This is a genomic window from Mycobacterium persicum, assembly GCF_002086675.1.
In the GTDB taxonomy this organism is placed as follows: domain Bacteria; phylum Actinomycetota; class Actinomycetes; order Mycobacteriales; family Mycobacteriaceae; genus Mycobacterium; species Mycobacterium persicum.
In genome coordinates this window covers 1-21,111 of record NZ_MVIF01000072.1, presented here as the reverse complement: position 1 = coordinate 21,111, position 21,111 = coordinate 1, and the positions used below count along the sequence as shown (strand labels likewise).

Annotated in this window: 22 protein-coding genes and 1 tRNA gene; 6 read left to right on the top strand and 17 right to left on the bottom strand. The window is 64.7% G+C overall.

The annotated features are described in order from the left end of the window. Window positions 1-3: 3 nt before the first annotated feature. From atpA to argS, 17 genes are all read right to left on the bottom strand, one after another. Complete coding sequence (atpA, locus tag BST40_RS19645; protein WP_023366233.1) at window positions 4-1,665, bottom strand: F0F1 ATP synthase subunit alpha; 1,662 nt, start codon at window positions 1,663-1,665, stop codon at window positions 4-6. Between the two features lie 62 nt (window positions 1,666-1,727). Next, window positions 1,728-3,068 (bottom strand): F0F1 ATP synthase subunit B/delta, encoded by a 1,341-nt coding sequence (locus BST40_RS19640; RefSeq protein WP_075547321.1) that lies wholly within the window; start codon window positions 3,066-3,068, stop codon window positions 1,728-1,730. 6 nt (window positions 3,069-3,074) lie between these two features. Continuing rightward, the gene (locus BST40_RS19635) at window positions 3,075-3,599 is read right to left on the bottom strand and encodes a F0F1 ATP synthase subunit B (protein ID WP_075547322.1); all 525 of its coding nucleotides are present in this window, start codon (window positions 3,597-3,599) and stop codon (window positions 3,075-3,077) included. Between the two features lie 10 nt (window positions 3,600-3,609). After that, the gene (locus tag BST40_RS19630; protein ID WP_003406686.1) at window positions 3,610-3,855 is read right to left on the bottom strand and encodes a F0F1 ATP synthase subunit C; all 246 of its coding nucleotides are present in this window, start codon (window positions 3,853-3,855) and stop codon (window positions 3,610-3,612) included. Between the two features lie 59 nt (window positions 3,856-3,914). After that, complete coding sequence (gene atpB / locus BST40_RS19625; protein WP_075547323.1) at window positions 3,915-4,664, bottom strand: F0F1 ATP synthase subunit A; 750 nt, start codon at window positions 4,662-4,664, stop codon at window positions 3,915-3,917. After that, complete coding sequence (locus BST40_RS19620) at window positions 4,657-5,133, bottom strand: ATP synthase subunit I (protein ID WP_075547324.1); 477 nt, start codon at window positions 5,131-5,133, stop codon at window positions 4,657-4,659. The genes atpB and BST40_RS19620 overlap by 8 nt, the downstream gene beginning before the upstream one ends. Before the next feature lie 227 nt (window positions 5,134-5,360). Then, window positions 5,361-6,542 carry a UDP-N-acetylglucosamine--decaprenyl-phosphate N-acetylglucosaminephosphotransferase gene (gene rfe / locus BST40_RS19615; RefSeq protein ID WP_075547325.1) on the bottom strand — a complete coding sequence of 394 codons (1,182 nt, stop codon included), beginning with the start codon at window positions 6,540-6,542 and terminating at the stop codon, window positions 5,361-5,363. Between the two features lie 50 nt (window positions 6,543-6,592). Continuing rightward, entirely contained in the window at window positions 6,593-7,252 is a 660-nt protein-coding gene (locus BST40_RS19610) for an L-threonylcarbamoyladenylate synthase (RefSeq protein ID WP_075547326.1), read from the bottom strand. Then, entirely contained in the window at window positions 7,249-8,097 is an 849-nt protein-coding gene (gene prmC, locus BST40_RS19605) for a peptide chain release factor N(5)-glutamine methyltransferase (RefSeq protein WP_075547327.1), read from the bottom strand. The genes BST40_RS19610 and prmC overlap by 4 nt, the downstream gene beginning before the upstream one ends. Next, on the bottom strand, window positions 8,094-9,167 hold the full coding sequence (prfA, locus tag BST40_RS19600; protein ID WP_075510426.1) for a peptide chain release factor 1: 1,074 nt from the start codon (window positions 9,165-9,167) through the stop codon (window positions 8,094-8,096). The genes prmC and prfA overlap by 4 nt, the downstream gene beginning before the upstream one ends. A gap of 230 nt (window positions 9,168-9,397) precedes the next feature. Continuing rightward, a complete protein-coding gene (rpmE, locus tag BST40_RS19595; protein ID WP_023366251.1) occupies window positions 9,398-9,643 on the bottom strand; it encodes a 50S ribosomal protein L31 in 246 nt (81 codons plus the stop codon). 180 nt (window positions 9,644-9,823) lie between these two features. Beyond that, window positions 9,824-11,722 (bottom strand): transcription termination factor Rho, encoded by a 1,899-nt coding sequence (gene rho, locus BST40_RS19590; RefSeq protein WP_075547328.1) that lies wholly within the window; start codon window positions 11,720-11,722, stop codon window positions 9,824-9,826. Between the two features lie 267 nt (window positions 11,723-11,989). Next, window positions 11,990-12,937 carry a homoserine kinase gene (gene thrB, locus BST40_RS19585; protein ID WP_075547341.1) on the bottom strand — a complete coding sequence of 316 codons (948 nt, stop codon included), beginning with the start codon at window positions 12,935-12,937 and terminating at the stop codon, window positions 11,990-11,992. A 109-nt stretch (window positions 12,938-13,046) separates the two neighbouring features. Continuing rightward, window positions 13,047-14,129 carry a threonine synthase gene (gene thrC, locus BST40_RS19580; RefSeq protein WP_075547329.1) on the bottom strand — a complete coding sequence of 361 codons (1,083 nt, stop codon included), beginning with the start codon at window positions 14,127-14,129 and terminating at the stop codon, window positions 13,047-13,049. Continuing rightward, window positions 14,126-15,451 (bottom strand): homoserine dehydrogenase, encoded by a 1,326-nt coding sequence (locus tag BST40_RS19575; RefSeq protein ID WP_075547330.1) that lies wholly within the window; start codon window positions 15,449-15,451, stop codon window positions 14,126-14,128. Before BST40_RS19575 ends, thrC begins: the two co-directional genes overlap by 4 nt. A gap of 3 nt (window positions 15,452-15,454) precedes the next feature. Beyond that, complete coding sequence (gene lysA / locus BST40_RS19570) at window positions 15,455-16,789, bottom strand: diaminopimelate decarboxylase (protein WP_240316872.1); 1,335 nt, start codon at window positions 16,787-16,789, stop codon at window positions 15,455-15,457. Window positions 16,790-16,857: 68 nt separating this feature from the next. Further along, entirely contained in the window at window positions 16,858-18,510 is a 1,653-nt protein-coding gene (gene argS, locus BST40_RS19565) for an arginine--tRNA ligase (protein WP_075547342.1), read from the bottom strand. A 124-nt stretch (window positions 18,511-18,634) separates the two neighbouring features. Here argS and BST40_RS19560 point away from each other — a divergent pair. The 6 genes from BST40_RS19560 to BST40_RS19535 all read left to right on the top strand — a co-directional run bounded on the left by BST40_RS19560 (window position 18,635) and on the right by BST40_RS19535 (window position 20,695). Further along, a tRNA-Arg gene (locus BST40_RS19560) sits at window positions 18,635-18,710 on the top strand. 82 nt (window positions 18,711-18,792) lie between these two features. Continuing rightward, on the top strand, window positions 18,793-19,110 hold the full coding sequence (locus BST40_RS19555) for a hypothetical protein (RefSeq protein ID WP_075547332.1): 318 nt from the start codon (window positions 18,793-18,795) through the stop codon (window positions 19,108-19,110). Continuing rightward, window positions 19,098-19,319, top strand: coding sequence for a hypothetical protein (locus tag BST40_RS19550; RefSeq protein ID WP_131808296.1), 222 nt, complete (start codon window positions 19,098-19,100; stop codon window positions 19,317-19,319). Before BST40_RS19555 ends, BST40_RS19550 begins: the two co-directional genes overlap by 13 nt. Then, a complete protein-coding gene (locus BST40_RS19545) occupies window positions 19,300-19,485 on the top strand; it encodes a hypothetical protein (RefSeq protein ID WP_075547334.1) in 186 nt (61 codons plus the stop codon). Before BST40_RS19550 ends, BST40_RS19545 begins: the two co-directional genes overlap by 20 nt. A 611-nt stretch (window positions 19,486-20,096) precedes the next feature. Then, window positions 20,097-20,363 (top strand): toxin HicA, encoded by a 267-nt coding sequence (locus BST40_RS19540; RefSeq protein ID WP_306770978.1) that lies wholly within the window; start codon window positions 20,097-20,099, stop codon window positions 20,361-20,363. Then, complete coding sequence (locus BST40_RS19535) at window positions 20,360-20,695, top strand: type II toxin-antitoxin system HicB family antitoxin (protein ID WP_075547336.1); 336 nt, start codon at window positions 20,360-20,362, stop codon at window positions 20,693-20,695. The genes BST40_RS19540 and BST40_RS19535 overlap by 4 nt, the downstream gene beginning before the upstream one ends. The last annotated feature ends 416 nt before the right edge of the window (window positions 20,696-21,111 follow it).

Here is a 21,111-nt window from a genome sequence, read left to right as displayed (position 1 = left end):
TTGCTACTTCTTCTCTTTCTTTTCTTTCTTTGGCGCCGGTTTGTGGACTTCCACCGCTTCCTTGCCGAGCTTTTCCTCATCGAGAGCCTCGACATGCTCGTCGGGCACCACCGATCCGCCACCTGAGGGCGCGAAACCCTTCTTGAAGTGGTTGATGACGTCGGTCAGCGCCTTCTCGGTCTCCTCGGTCAGCTTCTGGGTGTCGCGGATAGTGCTCAACAGCTTCTCTTCGGAGGCCCGAATGTGGTCGAGCAGTTCGGTTTCGAAGCGGCGAACGTCTTCGACCGGAACCGAGTCCAGGTGACCTCCCGTGCCCAGGAAGATCGAGACGACCTGCTCCTCCACCGGCATCGGCTGGTACTGCGGCTGCTTGAGCAGCTCGACCAGGCGGGCGCCACGGTCCAGCTGCGCCTTCGAGGTGGCGTCCAGGTCCGAGGCAAAAGCAGCAAACGCTTCCAACTCGCGGTACTGCGAAAGGTCCAGCCGCAACGAACCGGCCACTTCTTTCATCGCCTTAATCTGGGCGGCGCCGCCGACGCGCGACACCGACACACCGACGTTGATGGCCGGCCGGACACCCTGGTTGAACAGGTCGGTCTCCAGGAAGCACTGCCCGTCGGTGATCGAGATGACGTTCGTCGGGATGTAGGCCGAAATGTCGTTGGCCTTGGTCTCGATGATCGGCAGACCGGTCAGCGAGCCGCCGCCGAGGTCGTCGGACAGTTTCGCGCAGCGCTCCAGCAGCCGCGAATGCAGGTAGAACACGTCACCCGGATAGGCCTCGCGGCCGGGCGGGCGCCGCAGCAGCAACGAGATCGCCCGGTACGCCTCGGCCTGCTTGGTCAGGTCGTCGAAGACGATCAGCACGTGCTTGCCGTCGTACATCCAGTGCTGCGCGATGGCCGAACCCGTATAGGGCGCAAGCCATTTGAAGCCGGCCGAATCCGACGCCGGTGCTGCGACGATGGTGGTGTAATCCATGGCCCCACCCTCTTCCAGCGCGCGCCGGACAGAGGCGATGGTGGTGCCCTTCTGCCCGATGGCCACATAGACGCAGCGCACCTGCTTCTTCTCGTCACCGCTCTCCCAGTTCTCCCGCTGGTTGAGGATGGTGTCGACGCACACCGCGGTCTTGCCGGTCTTGCGGTCGCCGATGATCAGCTGCCGTTGGCCCCGGCCGATCGGGGTCATCGCGTCGATGGCCTTGATACCGGTCTGCAGCGGCTCCTTGACACTTTGCCGCTGCACCACAGACGGGGCCTGAAGCTCCAGCGCCCGCCGCGTCTCGGCGTCGATGTCGCCGCGCCCGTCGATCGGCTGACCAAGGGGATTGACCACGCGACCGAGAAACGCGTCGCCAACCGGGACCGAGAGAACTTCGCCGGTGCGCTTGACCTGTTGGCCTTCCTCGATGTTTTCGAAGTCACCGAGGATCACCGCGCCGACGCTGTGTTCGTCGAGGTTGAGGGCCACGCCGAGGACGCCGCCCGGGAACTCGAGCAGCTCTTGCGTCATCACCGAGGGCAAACCTTCGACGTGTGCGATACCGTCGCCGGCATCCACCACGGTGCCGACCTCCTCGCGGGCGGTGTCCGAGGTGAAGGAGCCCACGTACTCTTCGATCGCGCTCTGAATGTCATCAGCGGAGATTGTCAACTCGGCCATGGCTTTTCGTCTTCCTACTTCGGATTGTGCTGACTAGTTCGGGTTTCGGTCGGGCTTCGTCTTTAGTCGGGTAGCTGAGCCTCGGCTGCGGCCAAACGAGACGAGAGCGTACCGTCAATCACCTCATCACCGACCGCAATGGACAGGCCGCCGAGCAGTTCCGGGTCGATTTGCAGCTGCACGGTGACCGGGTGGCCGTAGATGCGGCTCAGCACGTCGGTGACCCGGTTGCGCTGCGGGTCGGTGAGGGCGGCCGCCGCACTGACTTGCGCGACGACTTCACCGCGCCGAGCCACCGCAACTTCGGCGAGCAGCAGTACCGCGTCTTCGGCCGGCTGACCCCTCAAGAGTTCAACCGTCTGGGACAGCAACGAGAGCGCGATCGGATTCACACTGCTGCCCGCGCGGTCGAGTACGTTGTGCAACAACCGGATACGGCCTTCGGGAGCAGCGGAGTAATCGCCGAGCAAGATGGATAGTCGGGGCTGGGCGTCGAGGATGCGCGAGAACCGGAACAATTGGTCTTCGACTTCGTCGACCTGACCCTCGCGTTCGGCGATTTCCAACAGGGCTTGCCGCGACACGTGCTCGATGGCGTCGATCAAATCGGAGTTCGCCGACCACCGCTCCGAAACAGCTGCCCGCAACACCTCGAGTGCGGCATTGCCGACCTTGCCGGAGACCAGCCGCTCCAGCAGCCGGACCCTGGGTGTCGCGTCTTCGGCCGGCACGGTGAGGTAGCGAAGGACGACGATTTCCCGATCCAGCAACATGGCAACCGACACCAGCTCGTCGGCGAGGGTTGACAACCCATCGTTGTCGAGCCCCTTGGCGAGCGTGCCGAATTTGTCGACCAGGCTTTGCAGCGCCCGTCGGCTGGCCGATCGCATCTTTGCCGCGACCGGGTATTCGACTTCGGCCGCCGCCGGCGCCATAGCGTCGAGCTCGTCCAGGAAGCGGTCGACCGTAGCCGACCGCTGGGCCGGCTCGGCAACGTAGCTGCGAACCAGCTCCCTTGCTTGGCGCACGGATTCGTGGCCGAGCTCCAGGCGCAGTTGACGGGTCAGCTGGGTGCGGAGCAACTCGACCTGACGAGCGCCCTGGACCTTGATCCGTTCGGCCTCGACCTCGGCCTGGGCCCGCATTTGCTCGGTGATCCGCGTGGCGTCCGTCTTGGCCTCTTCGACCACCCGTTCGGCCTCCGCGGTGGCGGCTTCTACTGCTTTGCTGTGCGCCGTCGTCGACTCGGTCAGCCGGTCAGCCGCGGCGGCCGAATCAGCCAACTGCTGGCGCACGGTCTGCTGCCGGGCAGTCATCAGGCGCCGCACGGGCGGCACAACATAACGCCACACCAGAAACACGATGGCCGCGAACCCGACCAGCTGTCCGATGAATGTCGACATTATCGACTACCTCGTCGCGGCCGAGGTGGTGACGTCGACGCCCAGGATCCGACTGGCCAGCGTCGCCGACATCGTTCCCACATTGGCGCGTAGATCCAGTTCCACGGCGTCCCTCTCGCGCTTGAGTTGCTCGTTGGCCGTTTGCAACGTCGATGCCACTTCTTGTTCGGCGCGGGCGCGCGCGTCTTCGACGGCCTTACGACCCTCGGCCCGCGCATTGTCGCGGTAGGACGACGCCTGGACTCGGGCTTTCCTCATGGCCTCTTCGTAATCGGCCTGGGCGGCGGCAAACTGCTCGGCCGCCTTCTTGCTGTCGGCCAATGTCTTGGCCACCATGGCGTCACGTTCCCGCAATACCTTGAGGATCGGCGGCACGACGAAAGTGCCGATGACACCGAGCACCACCAGGAAGATGGCCAGCACGAAGAAAAAGGTGCCGTTGGGAACGAGGAAGTTTTGGTTCTTGCCGCCTTCTTCCGCCCCCGACGCTGCCTGGCCAGCGGCCAGAACAATCGAGTTCAGGTCACCCATCACAGCCGAATTACTTGACAGGCGTGGCGAAGACGAACAATGCCATGAACGCCAGATTGATGAAGTAAGCGGCCTCGACCAGACCGACGGTGATGAAGAACGGGGTGAACAGCCGTCCTTGCGCCTCGGGCTGACGAGCAACACCGGAGATCAGCGCGTTACCGGCGACGCCGTCACCGATACCGGCGCCGATCGCGCCACCGGCCATGATCAGTCCACCGCCGATGAGGGCGCCGGCAGCGATAGTGGGGTCCATTCCTTTATCCTCCTTGGTGACTCTGGTTGCGGTTGACCAGGTTTCGGTAGCGGTACGTCTTAGTGGTGTTCCTCAAGCTCCATTGCTTGGCTGAAGTACAGGATCGTCAGCAGGGCGAAAATGAACGCCTGAATGGCGCCGACGAACAAGTCGAACGATTTCCAGATCGCATTAGGCAACCACATGACATACGGCGGAAAGAGTGCGATCAGCGCGACCAGGATGCCGCCGGCGAAGATGTTGCCGAAAAGACGGAGTGACAACGAGATCGGCTTGGCGAGCTCTTCGACGACGTTGATCGGCGCGAGGATCGCCACATGCCCCTTGAGCAGTTTGATCGGGTGACCGACGATGCCCCGGCGCCAGATGCCGGCCGCGTGGTAGCAGAAGAACACGAACAGGGCCAGCGCCAGCACGTAGTTGATGTCGGCAGCAGCCGGTTTGAGCAACTCGGTGGTCTGCCCGTCCTTGTCGGTGTATTGCACCGGGAGGACCGAGAGCCAGTTGGAGATCAGGATGAACACGAAGATGGTCACAGCCAGCGGCAACACGAATGGTGCGATCCGCATACCGATGGCGCCTTCGACCTGATTGCGCATCTGGATGGTGATGGCCTCGAAGAACAATTGCACACCGCCCGGCACATCCGTCGACGTGACTTTCGAGCGCAGGTAGAACGCCAGCGCGATGACGATCACCGCGGCGATGGCCGTCGAAAGAATGGTGTCAGTGTTCACTGTCATACCGAGCCAGGTGGCGGTGTGGTGCTCGCCGACCTCGATCTGAGCGGCCAGGATCGACTCAGTCATCGCTGGGGCTCCTCACTTCCGTCCCTTCAGATGCCGTCAATACACCGCCGTCTGAGCCCGCGCCGGTGCGGAGCTTCTTCCAGACCGGCAGCGCAGTCGCTGTCACCAGCAGCACCTGGAAGAGCGCGAGTCCGAACACCACCCCCAACCCAGCGGGCCGGAAAATGTAGGCCACGATCAGCCCGAGAACGGTGATGATCGCCAGCCTCGACGCGGAGTTAAGGGCCATCGAGCTCTTTAGCGGATGCTCTTTCGCCGTGATCGACTCGACCGAGCGCCGGACCAAGAGGGCGTTGAGCAAACCCAGCAGCAGGCCGACGCCCAAGAACACCCCGACCATCAGGTGCCCGGCCAGGCCGGCGAAGAGCATCGCCGCCGCGGTCAGTACAACGCTGATGACCAACAAGCGAACCGGGCGGAAAGCAACAGAGGGAAACACCAACGGCGCGTCCTGCGCTGGTGTCGTCACTGCAGCACCTCAATCCCGGGTAGAAGGAGCGGAAAACGGCCGATCGACTGAGCGGTGGCCCGCCGAGCGTATCGCAAGGGTTGCGGTGGAATCACCCAAGGGGTAGCTCCCTGTGTCGGTCGTAGATCGGCATGGTCGGATACCCATCCAACAGGCCGGGTGGCCGGCAGCCCGCGAGATTCTTTGCGGGGTTCTAGCAGCACCGTACCACAAGGTCAACGCCACTACTACTCGTCGTCGTAGTAGTCGTCGCGGCGGCGCAGCAGTGGGATCGCAGTCGCGATGCCGGCGATGACGATCGCACCCAGCATCACCGCCGCGGTGTGGCGTGGGTCGAAGAAGATCGTGCTCGCCGCGCCGAATGCAACGATGCCCACCCATAGGTAGATCAGCAGCACCACTCGGCGATGAGAATGACCGATCTGCAGCAGGCGGTGGTGCAGGTGCATCTTGTCCGGACTGAACGCGCTGCGGCCCGCACGGGTACGCCGAACGATCGCCAGCAGCAGGTCCAGCATCGGCACGAACATCACGGCCACCACGAGCAGAAACGGTGACAGCAGAGCAAACACGTCGCGAGCGCCGTAGGCGTTCTGCGAGATCGGGCCGGCTGCGGTCGTGGAGGCGGCGGCCAACATCAGTCCGATCAGCATGGAACCGGAATCACCCATGAAGATCTTGGCCCGGTGAAAGTTGTGCGGCAGAAAGCCGAGACATGCCCCGGCGAGCACCACCGAGATCACGGCAGGCGGATAGAACAGCACGTCACCGCCGTGGTCGCGGAGCAGGCCCACCGAGAACATGCAGATCGCCAGCGCCGTGATGAGGCCGAGTCCGGCGGCCAGCCCGTCGAGGCCGTCGACGAAGTTCATCGCGTTGACGATCGACACGGTCAACGCCAGGGTGAGCAGGATCGAGGACGCTTGGTCCAACACGATGGTTCCGACGCCACCCAGCGGGATGTAGAGGACACTCCATGCCACTCCCATGGTGACCAGCACACTGGCGGCGGTGATCTGGCCGGCGAACTTGGTCAACGCATCAAGTCCCCAGCGGTCGTCGATCAGGCCGATCCCCATGATGACGGCACCTGCGACGAGCACTGCGGGCATGCCGGTGGAATAGACGAATCCGCGGGTTAGGGCCGGCAGCTGGGAAGCGAGGAAAACGGCGGCGACGACGCCGAGGAACATCGCCAGTCCCCCCATCCTGGGAGTCGGCGTCACGTGTACGTCTCTTTCGCGCGGATAGGCCACGGCGCCCAGCCGCGTCGCCAGCACTCGAACCGGCCCCGTCGCGAAATAGGTGACGATCGCTGCGGTCAGTCCCACCAGGGCGAGCTCACGCAGCGGGACACCGGCGCTGCGAACAGAAAGTGCGAGCAAACCACCGGCAAGGCTGGACACCATCGAGACCGTACTTCACCTGAGACCTGAACAACCAGCGGGCCCAGGCGGTCCTAGGCGGTCAACGTCGCCACGTCCACCCCGAGGACGTCGGCGATCCGTTCCGCGGTCACCGGGCCCGGCCGCAGAATGCGCGGGGAGGCTCCGGTGAGGTCGACGATCGTCGAGGCGGCCTGCTGTGCGGACGGCCCCGCGTCGAGATAGACGTCGACCCGGTCGCCGAGCTGGCGGCGCGCGTCGTCGGCGTCCACCGCCGCCGGTTGGCCCGAGACGTTGGCGCTGGACACCGCCAGCGGCCCTGCCTCACGCAACAATTCGATGGCCACCGGATGCAACGGCATCCGCAGCATCACGGTGCCGCGCGCATCGCCGAGATCCCACTGCAGCGATGGTGCTTGCACCACGACCAGGCTCAGCGCTCCGGGCCAGAATGCGCGAATCAGCTCGCGCGCCCCGGGCGGCACCGAATAGACCAGTCCCTCGATCGTGTGCCAGGAGCCGACCAGTACCCCCACCGGCATATCGCGCCCACGCCCTTTCGCCGCGAGCAGCGCATCGACTGCGGTGCGGTCGAAGGCGTCGGCGGCGACTCCGTAGACCGTGTCCGTCGGCATGACAACCAGCCGACCCGCCTTGAGCGCCGCGACCGCAGCGCTGATTCCGCTGGAGCGCTGCACGGGGTCGGCACAGTTGAACGGCTCGGCGGGCGTCATGATGTTTCCCGCCTGCCGGCCGTCACGAACCGGGGCCGTCCGGCCAGATCTTTGCGTGCCACGATGTTCTCGAAAAGGCCTGTGTTGCTGAGTAATTCGACAGTAAGTCCGGAAGTGGTGTCGTCATGCTCGACAGCCAGCAGGCCGCCGGGACGCAGCCAGCGTCCGGCCAGCCCTACGATGTGGGCAATCACTGCCATCCCGTCCGGGCCGCCGAACACGGCGTGCTGCGGATCATGCTGGGCTACTTCGGGTTCCACAGTGGCATTGTCCGGAACATAGGGCGGGTTGGCGATGAGCAGGTCGACCCTTCGGTCGAGGTCGGGCCGCAAACCGGGTGTGGTGACGTCGGCTCGGATCAATTCGACGTTGCTGCCCTCGGTGTTACGCCGGGCGTATTCCAAGGCCGCCTCGGAGTCGTCAACACCGATGATTCGCGCTGCCGGCCGGTGCGCGGCCAGTGCGACAGCCAGTGCGCCGCAACCGGTGCACAGGTCTACGATGACCGCTCGCTGCGGAAGCGGTTGCGCGGTGGCCCACTCCAATATTGCCTCGGTCTCGGGACGCGGTATGAACACACCCGGGCCGACATGCAGTTCCACCGGGCCGAACGAGACCGTCCCGAGGAGATACTGCAGCGGCACCCGCTGCGACCGCGCGGTGACGATGTCGTGGTATTGCGCGAGGAACTCAGCACCCGGGGCATGGTCAAGCAGGGCCAGCATGCCGCGCTCGGTACCCGTCAGATGAGCGGCCAACTGCTCGGCATCCCAACGCGCGGAGTCGATCCCGGCTTCGGTCAGCAGGGCCGCAGCCGAGTCGATCGCGTGGCGCAGCGAGGTCATGACTGCTGTAACCGGGCCTGCTTGTCCGCGGCAGCGAGCGCGTCGAACAGCGCATCCAGATCGCCGTCCAGAACCTGATCGAGATTGTATGCCTTGTAACCGATTCGGTGATCGGTGATCCGGTTCTCCGGGAAGTTGTAGGTGCGGATGCGTTCGCTGCGGTCCACCGTGCGGATCTGGCTGGCCCGATCCGCAGACGCGTCGGCCAGCGCTTGCTCCTCGGCCATCGCCTGCAACCGGGCGGCCAGCACCTGCAACGCACGAGTCTTGTTCTGCAGCTGAGATCGTTCGTTCTGGCAGGTGACGACGATTCCGGTGGGTAGATGGGTGATCCGCACCGCGGAGTCGGTGGTGTTGACCCCTTGGCCGCCCTTGCCCGAGGAGCGGTAGACGTCGATGCGCAAATCCGACTCGTCGATCTGGACCTCGCCCACTTCTTCGGGTTCCGGGTAGACCAGCACTCCGGCCGCCGAAGTGTGTACGCGCCCTTGGGATTCGGTCACCGGGACCCGTTGTACCCGGTGGACTCCACCCTCGAACTTCATTCTCGACCACACGCCGTCGACTGAATCACCCTTGCTCGCGATCGCCAGCGTGGCGTCCTTGTAACCGCCCAGATCCGAGGTGGTCTCATCCAGTACGGTCACGGTCCAGCCGTGCCGCTCGGCGTAGCGGATGTACATCCTGGCCAGGTCGGCCGCGAACAGCGCCGACTCCTCGCCTCCCTCACCGGATTTGACTTCGAGCACGATGTCGTCGGAATCGTGCGGGTCGCGCGGCGCCAGCATGTCAGTGAGTTGGGCATCCAGTTCGGCGACCCGAGCCTCCAATTCGGCGGCCTCTGCTACGAACGAGTCGTCGGAGGCGGCCAACTCGCGCGCGGTTTCCAGGTCTTCGCGGGCGGCTATCAGTTTGCGGTGAGTGGCGACGATCGGCGCAAGCAACGCAAATCGGCGTCCGGCCTTGCGCGCCGCACCGGGGTTGCTGTGCAATTCCGGATCGGACAGCGCACGCTCGAGATCGGCGTGCTCGGCCAGCAGGACGTCGATCGTGTGCACCGGTTGCGTCATGTCACACCTCCCAGCTCTGCACCGCGCACCCCTCGACGATTGCGGGCCCGGTACTCCGCGGGGAATCTCCCCGCTTCGCGCGACCTCGGCGATGCCCCGGTGAGGGCCGGGGCAGCTGCCTCTCGGGGCAGCATCCCAAGCCGGCAGCGGGAAAGAACCGGGCAGTCACATACGCGAACCGACGCCCGGCCTGTGCACCGGCTTGCACAGTTCGGGCGTCGGTAATCCGGCTACTTCTTGGCTGCGGCTTCGTCCTTGTCAGCCCCGACCTTGCGCTTGCCATAACGCCTTTCGAAGCGGGCAACCCGGCCGCCGCTGTCGAGGATCTTCTGCTTGCCGGTGTAGAACGGGTGGCACTGCGAGCAGACCTCGACCACGATGCGGCCGCCCAACTTGGTGCTGCGAGTCTGAAACGTGTTCCCGCATCCACACACCACGGTGGTCTCCTCGTAGGCGGGATGAATGTCAGATTTCATGCTGTCCTCTTCGATCGTTGCCGCTCGTGCCCCCGGCGTTCGGTTGTGGCTGGTTAGGCCGAACTCGAGAACCTGAAGTGGTTCTGGTGGTCAAGCGACGATTATGCCAGCTCAATCATCATCAGCCCAACACCGGGATGCGCCCGAACATTCCCCGCGACGGGCGCCGAAATCAGCCGGCTAGTCGTTGTCCATGTTGCCCGGTGTGGTCTTCGACACCTGGACGAGGAATTCGTAATTGTTCTTCGTCTTGCGCAGCTGCGACATCAACAGGTCGATGGCTTGGTGAGCGTCCAGGCCCGACAGCACGCGGCGCAGCTTGTGCACGATGGCGAACTCATCTGGCGAGAGCAAGAGCTCGTCCTTGCGAGTGCCCGAGGGGTTCACATCGACGGCCGGGAAAACTCGGCGCTCCGAGATCTTGCGGTCCAGCTTGAGCTCGGCGTTGCCGGTGCCCTTGAACTCCTCGAAGATGACGGTGTCACCAGTGGACCCGGTCTCGACCATCGCGGTGGCGATGATGGTGAGTGAGCCGCCTTCCTCGATGTTGCGGGCCGCGCCCAGGAACCGCTTGGGTGGGTACAGCGCGGTGGAGTCGACACCACCGGACAGGATTCGGCCCGACGCGGGCGACGCGTTGTTGTAGGCACGGCCCAGCCGGGTGATCGAGTCGAGCAACACCACGACGTCCTTACCCTGCTCGACGAGGCGCTTGGCGCGCTCGATCGCGAGTTCGGCGACCGAGGTGTGATCCGACGGCGGCCGGTCGAACGTCGAGGCGATGACTTCGCCCTTGACCGATCGCTGCATATCGGTGACCTCCTCGGGCCGCTCGTCGACGAGCACGACCATGAGGTGGCATTCCGGGTTGTTCCTGGTGATGGCGTTGGCGATGTCCTGCAGGATGGTCGTCTTACCGGCCTTGGGCGGCGACACGATCAACGCGCGCTGACCCTTGCCGATCGGCATGATCAGATCGATCACCCGGGTGGTCAGCCGGTCGGGCGTTGTTTCCAGGCGCAGCCGCTGGTTGGGATACAGCGGCGTCAGTTTGGAGAAATCGGGACGCTTCTTGGCGTCTTCCACCGATCCGCCGTTGACGCTGTCCAGGCGCACCAGCGGGTTGAACTTCTGCCGCGGATTCTTGTCGCCCGCTTCTCCTTCTCGGGGCACCCGGACGGCACCGGTCACCGCGTCACCACGGCGTAACCCGTTCTTGCGCACCATGTTCATCGATACGTAGACGTCATGCGGGCCGGCCAGGTAGCCGGACGTGCGCACGAATGCGTAATTGTCGAGCACGTCGAGGATGCCGGCTACCGGCTGGAGGACGTCGTCCTCACGGACCTCGGCTTCAGCGCCTTCGCCCGACCGTTCACCACGACGCCTGCGGTCGCGGAACCGGCGGCCCCGGCGGCCCTGCCGACCTTCGCCGTCCTCGTCGCCGCGGGCCTGGCCACCTGAGCCTTGCTGCTCGCCGCCCGACTCTTCCCGTTCGTCGGTCTTGGCGCCTCGTTCGTCGGTCTTGGCGCCTCGTTCGTCGGTCTTGGCGCCTCGTTCGTCGGTCCTGGCGCCTCGTTCGTCGGTCCTGGCGCCTCCTTGCCCAGGCCGGCCCTTGGCGTCCTCGTCAGTGGTTGCCGCATCCTCCCCGGCAGCGGCTTGGTCACCCGATTCAGTGGCGGATGTGTCGGCCTCACGCGAGGACTTGCGCCGTTCCCGCCGCTGGGTCTCACCCGAGTTGCTCCGGCCCTCTGCGGGGGCCTCTTCACCAGCGGCTGCCTTCGCCGTCATGGTCGGCTCCGATCGGTCGGAGTCCTGGGATGAAGTCGAGCCGGCCGAAGCGCCGTTGGCCTGCCCGGTGATCTCCTGAATTGCGGCGATCAGTTCGTTCTTACGCATACCCGACGTCCCCTTGACGCCGGCTCGGTTAGCCAGGGCACGCAGCTCGGGCAACACCATGGTGGACAATGAACCGCCCGGCGCCACGGTATTGACGCCCGAAGTGTCTTTGGTCACGGATTCCGGCTGCTTTTCGGCGCCGGTGCTTTCGCTAGCCGTGATGAGGTCCGTATCAGTCACGGATTTCCTTTCTTCCCCCGCTGATCACGTCATACGGGGGGTTCGTTGCATTCAGCCAAATCGCCGAGTGCGCCCAATCATCGACTCTGAAACGGTGATCGCCAGGATCGGCGGGAATAAGGCGAACCTCGTCCACGAGAAGAATTGGTGGTTGTCCTAGCGGCAAGGCAGTATGTGTGCAGATGCAGATGCTGCGATTGCTGGACGGCTCCGAGGATAGCCCGCTTCCTGGCCGGAAGCAAGCAAACGCTCCCGTGGCGCTATGGATCAATCAATGGTGGCGACTCCCGGACTCCAGCGAACTCTGTCGCCGGCAGTCATCGCAGTGACGGTGAATCCATGTGCGGCGCCGTACTCTACCGCTTCTGAGGGCAGTTCCGGCTCCGTCGTCATGGTGATGAGTGCTGGACCAGCCCCAGAAATCGTCGCTGCGACATTATGACGCCGCAGCAGCCGCAAATATTCCGCCGATGCCGGCATCGCCGGCGCACGTTGGGGTTGGTGGAGCACATCTTCCGTGGCCGGCATCAGTAGATCGGGCCGTTGGGTCAGCGCGACCACCAGCAACGCGACGCGGCTGATATTGAAACGCGCCTCGTCGTGGCTGACCTGAGCCGGAAGCAGCACTCGAGTCTCCGCGGTCGACGACCGCTCCTCGGGAATCGCCGAGAAGAGATGGATATCGGGATGAAGGCGCAGCGGCACGGCCAAGTAGTTGGGGCAATCACCCGTGCGGTCGATCCAGGAGACCACCGCACCCCCGAGCACCGCGGCCGCAGCGTTGTCGGGATGACCCTCGAACTCCGAGGAAAGCTGAATCAGTTGCGCCTCGCTTAAAGGCGTCGAATCAACCTGCGCCACAAGGCCATTGACAATTGCGAGGCCGCCGACGACAGCGGCTGCGGAAGAGCCCAGACCGCGGGAGTGCGGGATGGCGTTGCGACAGCGAACCACCAGGCCCCCGGCTTGGGCGCCCGCGGCCCGCAACCCGTGCCGGATAGCGCGCACCACCAGGTGCTCGGGACCAAGTGGTACCTGATCGGCACCTTCCCCCTCGACCATCACCGCCAAGCCGGAATCCGTTGTTTCGACCTCGATCTCGTCATAGAGGCTCAATGCCAGACCGATACTGTCGAATCCCGGGCCGAGGTTGGCGCTGGATGCCGCTACCACGGCACTCGCCGCCAGCCCGGCAGGCAGTGACTGGGTCACCAACAGGCCTCCGCCGGGCCCGCCGCGCCCGGCTGCGCCGCGCTTGCGATCGCCACGGTGCCGAATCGACGGCGACCCGCCGCGCCCGGCTGCGCCGCGCTTGCGATCGCCATTAGGCCAGGCCCAGCTGCTCGACCACGGCGACCGGGTCAACCGGCAGCGGAGACACCACCGGCATGTCCTTGAGCGCCGTGTCGGGGTCCTTCAAGCCATTGCCGGTCACCGTGCACACCACCGTCGAGCCGCGGGCCACCCAACCGTCGTCAATGGCTTTGAGCAAGCCCGCGACGCTGGCCGCGGATGCGGGCTCGACGAAGACGCCTTCGGCGCGAGCGACCAGGTGATATGCGGCCAAGATCTCCTCGTCGGTAGCGGCCAGGAAGCGCCCGTTCGATTGCTGCTGCGCCTCGACGGCTTGCGTCCACGAGGCCGGAGCACCGATGCGGATCGCGGTGGCGATGGTCTCCGGGTGGCTCACCGGCTTGCCGAGCACCAGGGGCGCTGCGCCGGCCGCCTGAGTGCCGAGCATGCGGGGCAGCTTGTCGATCACTCCCCCGCGGTGGTACTCGGTGTAGCCCTTCCAGTACGCGGTGATGTTGCCGGCATTGCCGACCGGAAGCGCGTGCACGTCTGGCGGGGCGCCCAGCGCGTCGACGACCTCGAAAGCCGCCGTCTTCTGGCCCTCGATACGGACGGGATTGACCGAGTTGACCAACGAGATCGTCGGGAAATCGGCGGCCATCTTTCGGGCCAGCTCCAGGCAGTCGTCAAAGTTACCGTCGATCTGAATGATCTTGGCGCCGTGCATAACCGCCTGGGCTAGCTTGCCCATCGCGATCTTGCCCTGCGGTATCAGCACCGCGCAGGTGATGCCGGCGCGGGCAGCGTAGGCCGCCGCCGACGCCGAGGTATTTCCGGTCGACGCGCACAACACGGCCTGCTGTCCGCGGGCCAGCGCATCGGTGACCGCCATCGTCATGCCCCGGTCCTTGAAGGAGCCGGTGGGGTTGAGTCCCTCGACCTTGAGATGAATTGTGCAACCGGTCTGTTCGGAGAGCCTGGTCGCCGCGATCAGCGGGGTACCGCCCTCGAGAAGGGTGACCGGGGTCCAGTCGTCGCCCACCGGCAACCGGTCGCGATAGGCCGCGATCACGCCCGGCCAGGGCTGGTGGGTGGCAGTTCGCGGGGCGGTCACAGGCCGGTTCCTTCCAGTCGCAGCACGCTCGTCACATCCTGTACGACATCCAAATCAGCCAGTGCTGCAACGGTTTCCGACAGCGCGGCATCGGTAGCCAGGTGGGTTACGACCACGATTCGGGCACCTACCCGCTTGCCGCCTTCATCCGCTACGCCTTCCTGGCGAACTTCTGCGATGCTCACATCGTGTTTGGCGAATTCCGCTGCCACCGAGGACAATACACCTGGCTTATCGGCGACGTTCATGCTGACGTAATACCTGGTTGAGATCAAACCCATTGGTGCGATGGGTAGTTGGGCATACTTGGATTCGCGCGGCCCACGGCTGCCGAGCACCCGGTTGCGCGCCGCCATCACCAGGTCGCCGGTCACCGCCGACGCGGTGGGCGCACCGCCGGCGCCCTGACCGTAGAACATCAACCGGCCCGCGGCCTCGGCTTCGACCACGACGGCATTGAATGCGCCGTTGACGGTGGCGAGCGGATGCGTCAGCGGTACCAGCGCCGGATAAACGCGAGCCGAAACTCGTTGTTGCCCATCACCATCGGTGATCCGCTCGCAGATGGACAGCAGCTTGATGGTGCAGCCGAGGGCGTGGGCGGTCTCGAAGTCGGCCGGGGTGACCCTGGTGATGCCCTCGCGATAGACGTCGTCGGCGTGCACCCGGGTGTGGAACGCGATGGATGCCAGGATCGCGGCTTTGGCCGCGGCGTCGTAGCCTTCGACGTCGGCGGTGGGGTCGGCTTCAGCGTAGCCCAGCGCGCTCGCGTCGGCCAGGGCGCTCTCGTAGTCGGCGCCGGTGCTGTCCATTGCCGAGAGGATGTAGTTGGTGGTGCCGTTGACGATGCCGGCCACCCGCAGCACCGTGTCACCGGCCAGTGACTGCGTCAGCGGCCGAATCACCGGGATGGCTCCGGCGACGGCCGCCTCGAAATAGAGGTCGACATGCGCGCTTTCGGCGGCTTGGGCCAGTTCACCAGTGGACGTGGATAACAGGGCCTTGTTCGCGGTGACGATGGATTTTCCGTGCTCGAGCGCGGTCAGGATCGCCTTGCGAGACGGTTCCACCGGACCCATCACTTCGACGACGATGTCGACGTCCTCGCGCGAGACGAGTTCTTCGATGTTGTCGGTCAGCAATTCGACCGGTACCCCACGGTCGGGCGCCACCCGGCGGACACCGACACCGCGCAATACCAGAGGGGCCCCCACTCGGGCAGCGAGATCGTCAGCGCTCTCCTCAATGATGCGGACCACTTCGCTGCCGACATTGCCCAGTCCGAGAACTGCTACGCCGACCGGCTTTTCGTCACCCGGCACAGGTCACCTCACCTCCAGACTCAGCAAATCGTCGACCGTCTCCCGGCGCAGGACCAGGCGGGCCTTGCCCTGTCGTACGGCTACCACGGCGGGACGGCCGATCAGGTTGTAGCGGCTCGACAACGAATAGCAGTAAGCGCCGGTCGCGGCGACCGCGACCAGGTCGCCGGGACCTACATCGTCGGGCATCCAGGTGTCGCGGACGATGATGTCGCCGCTCTCACAATGCTTTCCGACGAGGCGAGCGGGCACGGCCGGCGCGTCGCTGGTTCTCGACACCAGCCGGACGTCGTACTCCGCGTCGTAGAGCGCCGGGCGGATATTGTCGCTCATGCCGCCGTCGACACTGATGTAGCGCCGGTTGGCCGTGGCGCTCACGTCTACATCCTTGACGGTGCCGACCTCGTACAGCGTGATGGTGCCCGGTCCGGCGATGGCACGTCCGGGCTCGACCACAAGCCTCGGTACGGGCAGGCCCACCGCCGCGGATTCGTTGCTCAGGATGGCGCTCAGCTTGGCCGCCAGATCACTGATCGGCGGCGGATCGTCAGAGGGCAGATAGGAGATGCCCAAACCACCGCCGAGGTCGACGGTCGACAGCTGCGCCGTCTTCTCGGCCCCGAATTCGCCGACCACCTCGCGCAGCAGGCCGATGACGCGGTGCGCGGCTATTTCGAAACCGGCGACGTCGAAGATCTGCGAACCGATGTGGCTGTGCAGACCGACAAGTCGCAGGTGGTCGGCGGCGAAAACCCGTCGCACCGCTGCCATCGCGGCTCCGCTGGCCACCGACAGGCCGAACTTCTGGTCTTCGTGTGCGGTGGAGATGAATTCGTGGGTGTGCGCCTCGACGCCGACGGTGACCCGCACCAGGACATCCTGAATGATGCCCGCCTGCGCCGCGATGGCGTCAAGTCGCTCGATTTCAATCATCGAATCCAAAACGATATGGCCCACACCGGCTTTGACCGCAGCGGTCAACTCCGCGACAGACTTGTTATTGCCGTGCAGGGTGATTCGTTCCGGCGGAAAATCGGCATGCAGTGCGACGGCCAACTCCCCGCCGGTGGCCACATCGAGCGAGAGTCCTTCCTCGTCAACCCAGCGCGCGATCTCACTGCACAGGAATGCCTTCGCGGCGTAGTTCACGTTGTGCCCGCCGCCGAATGCCGCGGCAATCTCTTGGCAGCGGGAGCGGAAGTCGTCCTCGTCGATGACGAACAGCGGAGTTCCGTACTCCTGAGCCAGCTCGGTCAGCGGGACCCCGGCAATGCAGGCTACGCCCGATTGGTCACGAACCGTACTGCGCGGCCAGACATTCGGTGCCAACCACAGCAGCTCCTGTGCCGACTGCGGGCGCGCCGGCCGGTTGCCTTCGGCGTGGCGGGCGCCGGCGGAATGGGCGGTCACATTCGCTCCGGTGCGCCGACTCCGAGTATTGCCAGCCCGTTGGCAATGACCTGGCGAGTGGCCTGGCACAGCGCCAGGCGTGCGGTGTGCAGGTCGGTGGGCTGCTCGTCGCCTTGGGGCAACACCCGGCAGGAGTCGTAGAAGCGGTGATAGTCACCGGCCAGGTCCTCCAGGTAGCGGCACACTCGATGGGGTTCACGCAGCGTCGCCGCGGTTTCGAGCACCCGCGGGAACTCGCCGATGGTCCTCAGCAGCTTGCCCTCTTTGTCGTGGCCCAGCAGCTCCAGGTGCGCGGTGTCGGGAATCAATCCCAGCTCAGCGGCGTTGCGCGCCAGGGCTGATAGCCGGGCATGCGCGTATTGGACGTAGTAGACCGGGTTTTCATTCGACGCCGAGGACCACAGCGCCAGGTCGATATCGATGGCGGTGTCCACCGACGAGCGGATCAGGCTGTAGCGCGCGGCATCCACGCCGAGGGCGTCGACCAGGTCGTCGAGAGTGATGACGGTGCCCGCCCGCTTGCTCATCCGGACCGGCTGGCCGTCGCGCACCAGGTTGACCAGTTGGCCGATGAGTACCTCGACGGTCGCCGGATCCTCACCGAATGCGGCCGCTGCCGCCTTGAGCCGGGCGATGTAACCGTGATGGTCGGCGCCGAGCATGTAGATGCACAAATCGAAACCGCGTTGCCGCTTGTCCAGGTAGTAGGCGAGGTCACCGGCGATATAGGCCGGCTTGCCGTCGCTCTTGATCACCACCCGGTCCTTGTCGTCACCAAAAGCGCTGGTGCGCAACCAGGTTGCGCCGTCCTTCTGGTAGACGTTGCCGCTGTCGCGAAGCCTGGTAATGGCCTGGTCGACTCGGCCGCTGGTGTGCATCGAGTCTTCGTGGGTGTAGACGTCGAAGTCGGTGCCGAACTCGTGCAACGACTCTTTGATATGGGCGAACATCAAGTCGACGCCGATCTCGCGGAAGGTTTCCCGCATCTCGGGTTCGGGCAGGCTCAGCGCGTCGGGCGCCTTCTGCATGACCTGCGCGGCGATGTCGGTGATGTAGCTGCCCGCGTAGCCGTCGGCCGGGGTGGGCTCACCCTTGGCGGCGGCGATCAAGGAGCTGGCGAATCGGTCGATTTGCGCGCCGTGGTCGTTGAAGTAGTATTCGCGGACCACGTCGGCACCCTGGGTGGTGAGTAAGCGGCCCAGCGCGTCGCCGACGGCGGCCCAGCGGGTGCCGCCGATGTGGATTGGCCCGGTCGGGTTGGCCGAGACGAATTCCAGGTTGATTTTCTGCCCGGCCAATAGGTCGGAGTGCCCGAAATGGTCGCCCGCGTCGATGACGCTGGTGACGATCCGGGCCTGCGCCGAGGTCTCGAGACGCATGTTGATGAATCCCGGTCCTGCGACTTCCGCCGAGGCAATGCCGTCAGCTGTTGTCAGCGCCGCGGCGAGCCATCCGGCCAGTTCGCGCGGGTTGGCACCAACCTTCTTGGCCAGCTGTAACGCCAGGTTACTGGCGTAGTCGCCGTGTTCGGGATTGCGTGGCCGCTCCACCAGGACCGTCTGGGGCAAGGCAGACGTGTCGAGGCCATGCTCGGCCAACACCGCGGCAGCGGTGGCTTTGAGCAGCTCAGCCAGGTGGGCGGGGGTCACGAACGTCCATCCTATGGTCTGGGCCGCTCGGGGCTCGAACCCATAGCGGTGGCGGCGCAGTCGGCGCAATGCGCTAATCTGGCGGAGCTTGTTCATGCCCCATGGCGCAATATGGTGTTGGTGCGCCCCCGTAGCTCAGGGGATAGAGCGTCTGCCTCCGGAGCAGAAGGCCGCAGGTTCGAATCCTGCCGGGGGCACCATCTGAACAGCAGATATGCAATCCCGCACAAGATTCGCGCAACAAGGGTTACGGCGTGGCTCCAAACCGATTGGGAGCCCTCCATGACCACCACCACCAACCCGTTCCCCCACATCCCGCTACCCCCCGGCGTTGAGTACGCCGACCTCTGGGGTCAGGGGGACGGCGGCCGTCAACAGCGTCTCATCAACGGGATTACGCGAGGCGTTGAAGGCAACTCCGACATTCAGGTCTACAACGCCGCTGTCCAGTACGCGGACGGGACGCTCGCGCAGGACGCGCTTAACCGGCCGTCGGTGTGGATTTATGCCTGCGAGGAGGCGTTGAGTAGTGGGCAGGCGCGTGCTTTGGCCGCCGAGCTGGTTGCCGCTGCTGACGAGCTGGACGGGTGGACGAAATGACCACAGACAACCGACACCTCCTGGGTGACAACTGCCCGGCCTGTAGAGCCGCGATGCTGGCCGACATCAAACTTCGGCGGCAGTGGAAGCGTGAATTCGATGAACTGCGCACCCAGTTCAAGGAATTCAAGGCTGCGTATCCAGCCATCGCTGAAGTGATCGACGCAGCAACCCGGCAGGGGTCGTCCGGTGACCACGCCTCAGAGTGAGGTTCAACAGCTCCGGGACGAGTTGGTGACCCGGCTGGACCGCCAGCCTTTCTACGCCTGCTCCCCGGAGCTGCTGCGGGCCTTGATCGCCGTGTTCGACCTGTACGCGGGGTCACCCCCACCACCGCCCCGGCCGCCGGGTTTCCGGCCCTACCGGGTCAAGTGACAGGCCTTTTGCGGGTCAACCCCCGTAAAAAGGGTCGCCGAGACGACGTCGGCGGCCAGGTCACAAGCTTGAGGTTCTGTAGAACTCCAAGCTGCATCGTGGCGAGCCAATCAGGGTGTAACCCTGATGGTTACGCGCGGCTCCGCCGGCCGTGAGCAAGTCTTGCCGTCGGTAATCCCGAAACCGGGATTAACGACAACTTCCGCGCTTCCCCCCGCGGCCCGCGAGAAGGCGATGGGGAGTTTTCCCCGGAGCCGGGAAGTTTTTCGGCGTGCCCCGGAAAACTAGCCGCCTTTTCACTGACGGCAGTAAAAACAGTCGCAGCGCCGCGAGGTCGTCTCCGAGCTGGCCGGGGCGGGGCATGTCAAACCGGGCGATAGCAGACACCATCGGGGGTAGCCGAGGGCACGGTGCGGAACGATCACGCCGCAACTGCGCAAAATTACGCAGTTGACAACACCCCCCGTACGACGCTCGGTCAGGACGGCCGCGAACGCCCAGGGTGGACGGGGCCCCCATCACAATCAGCGCGTCACACGTCCATGACTGCGTGATGTCTAGACGGGACTCTCTTCCGTGCAAAGTGCTAGCACATGCGCTAGCATTAAGCGGTGACGGATCGAGTCGCCAAAGCCGAGGCTCAGATGCGGGAAAACCCATCGAACGTCGACTTCGCAGACGTTGAGATGGTCTGTCGTCATCACTTCGGAATTCCCCGGCAAACAGGGGGAAGTCACATCGTCCTCAAGATGCCGTGGGCCGGGGATCCGCGCGTCAACATTCAGGACAAGGGAGGGAAGGCGAAGGCCTACCAGGTCAAGCAGGTCTTGGCCGCTATCGACAAGCTGAACGCCATAGAGGAAGGAGAGGGCCGGTGAACGAGTACCACTACACCTACCGAGTCGAGTGGTCCCCCGAAGATGGGGAGTGGGTCGGCCTTTGCGCGGAGTTCCCATCGCTGTCATGGCTCGACCAAAACCCAGTGGGAGCCATCAGTGGTATCGCCCACCTCGTCGCCGACGTCGTGAAGGACATGTACACCGAAGGTGAGCGGCCTCCTCAACCACTGTCCGACCGCCATTACAGCGGCAAGGTCATGGTGCGCACTTCACCCGAGCTGCACAAGCGCCTCACCATTGAGGCTGCTGAACGCAACCTCTCCCTCAACCAGTGGGCCATCCACAAGCTGGCCGAGGGGCAGTCCGCTTAGCCCATTGCGGCCGGCAAGCAACCCAACCCCGAAACGAGACTCTTCACTTTTTGGCCAGCGGCCCAGGTGGAGACGGTCAAGCTGCGTGTACGGGTCTGGCATTTTTGGAGGCCCGGCCCGGCCGAAAAGCAGAGACAACAATGGCTCGAATTTATGTGCAACACAACGTAATTCGCGCATACCCCCACCATTTCCGTTGTCTCCCAACGGTTTTCGTGAACTTAAGCCCAGCTAGAGGGGGGGTATACAGCCCCCCGCCGGGCCTCGTTTTTTTATTTCCGCAGGTAGATAGATCGGGGGCGAGCGCTCGTCTCCCGTTGCCCCTTTGCTCAAAAAATCATAACCGCAGTTCAGAGCGTTTTCGCTGTTAGCCACATTTGCGCAGGTCACGATAAGGGTGGGGGGTACCCTGAGGG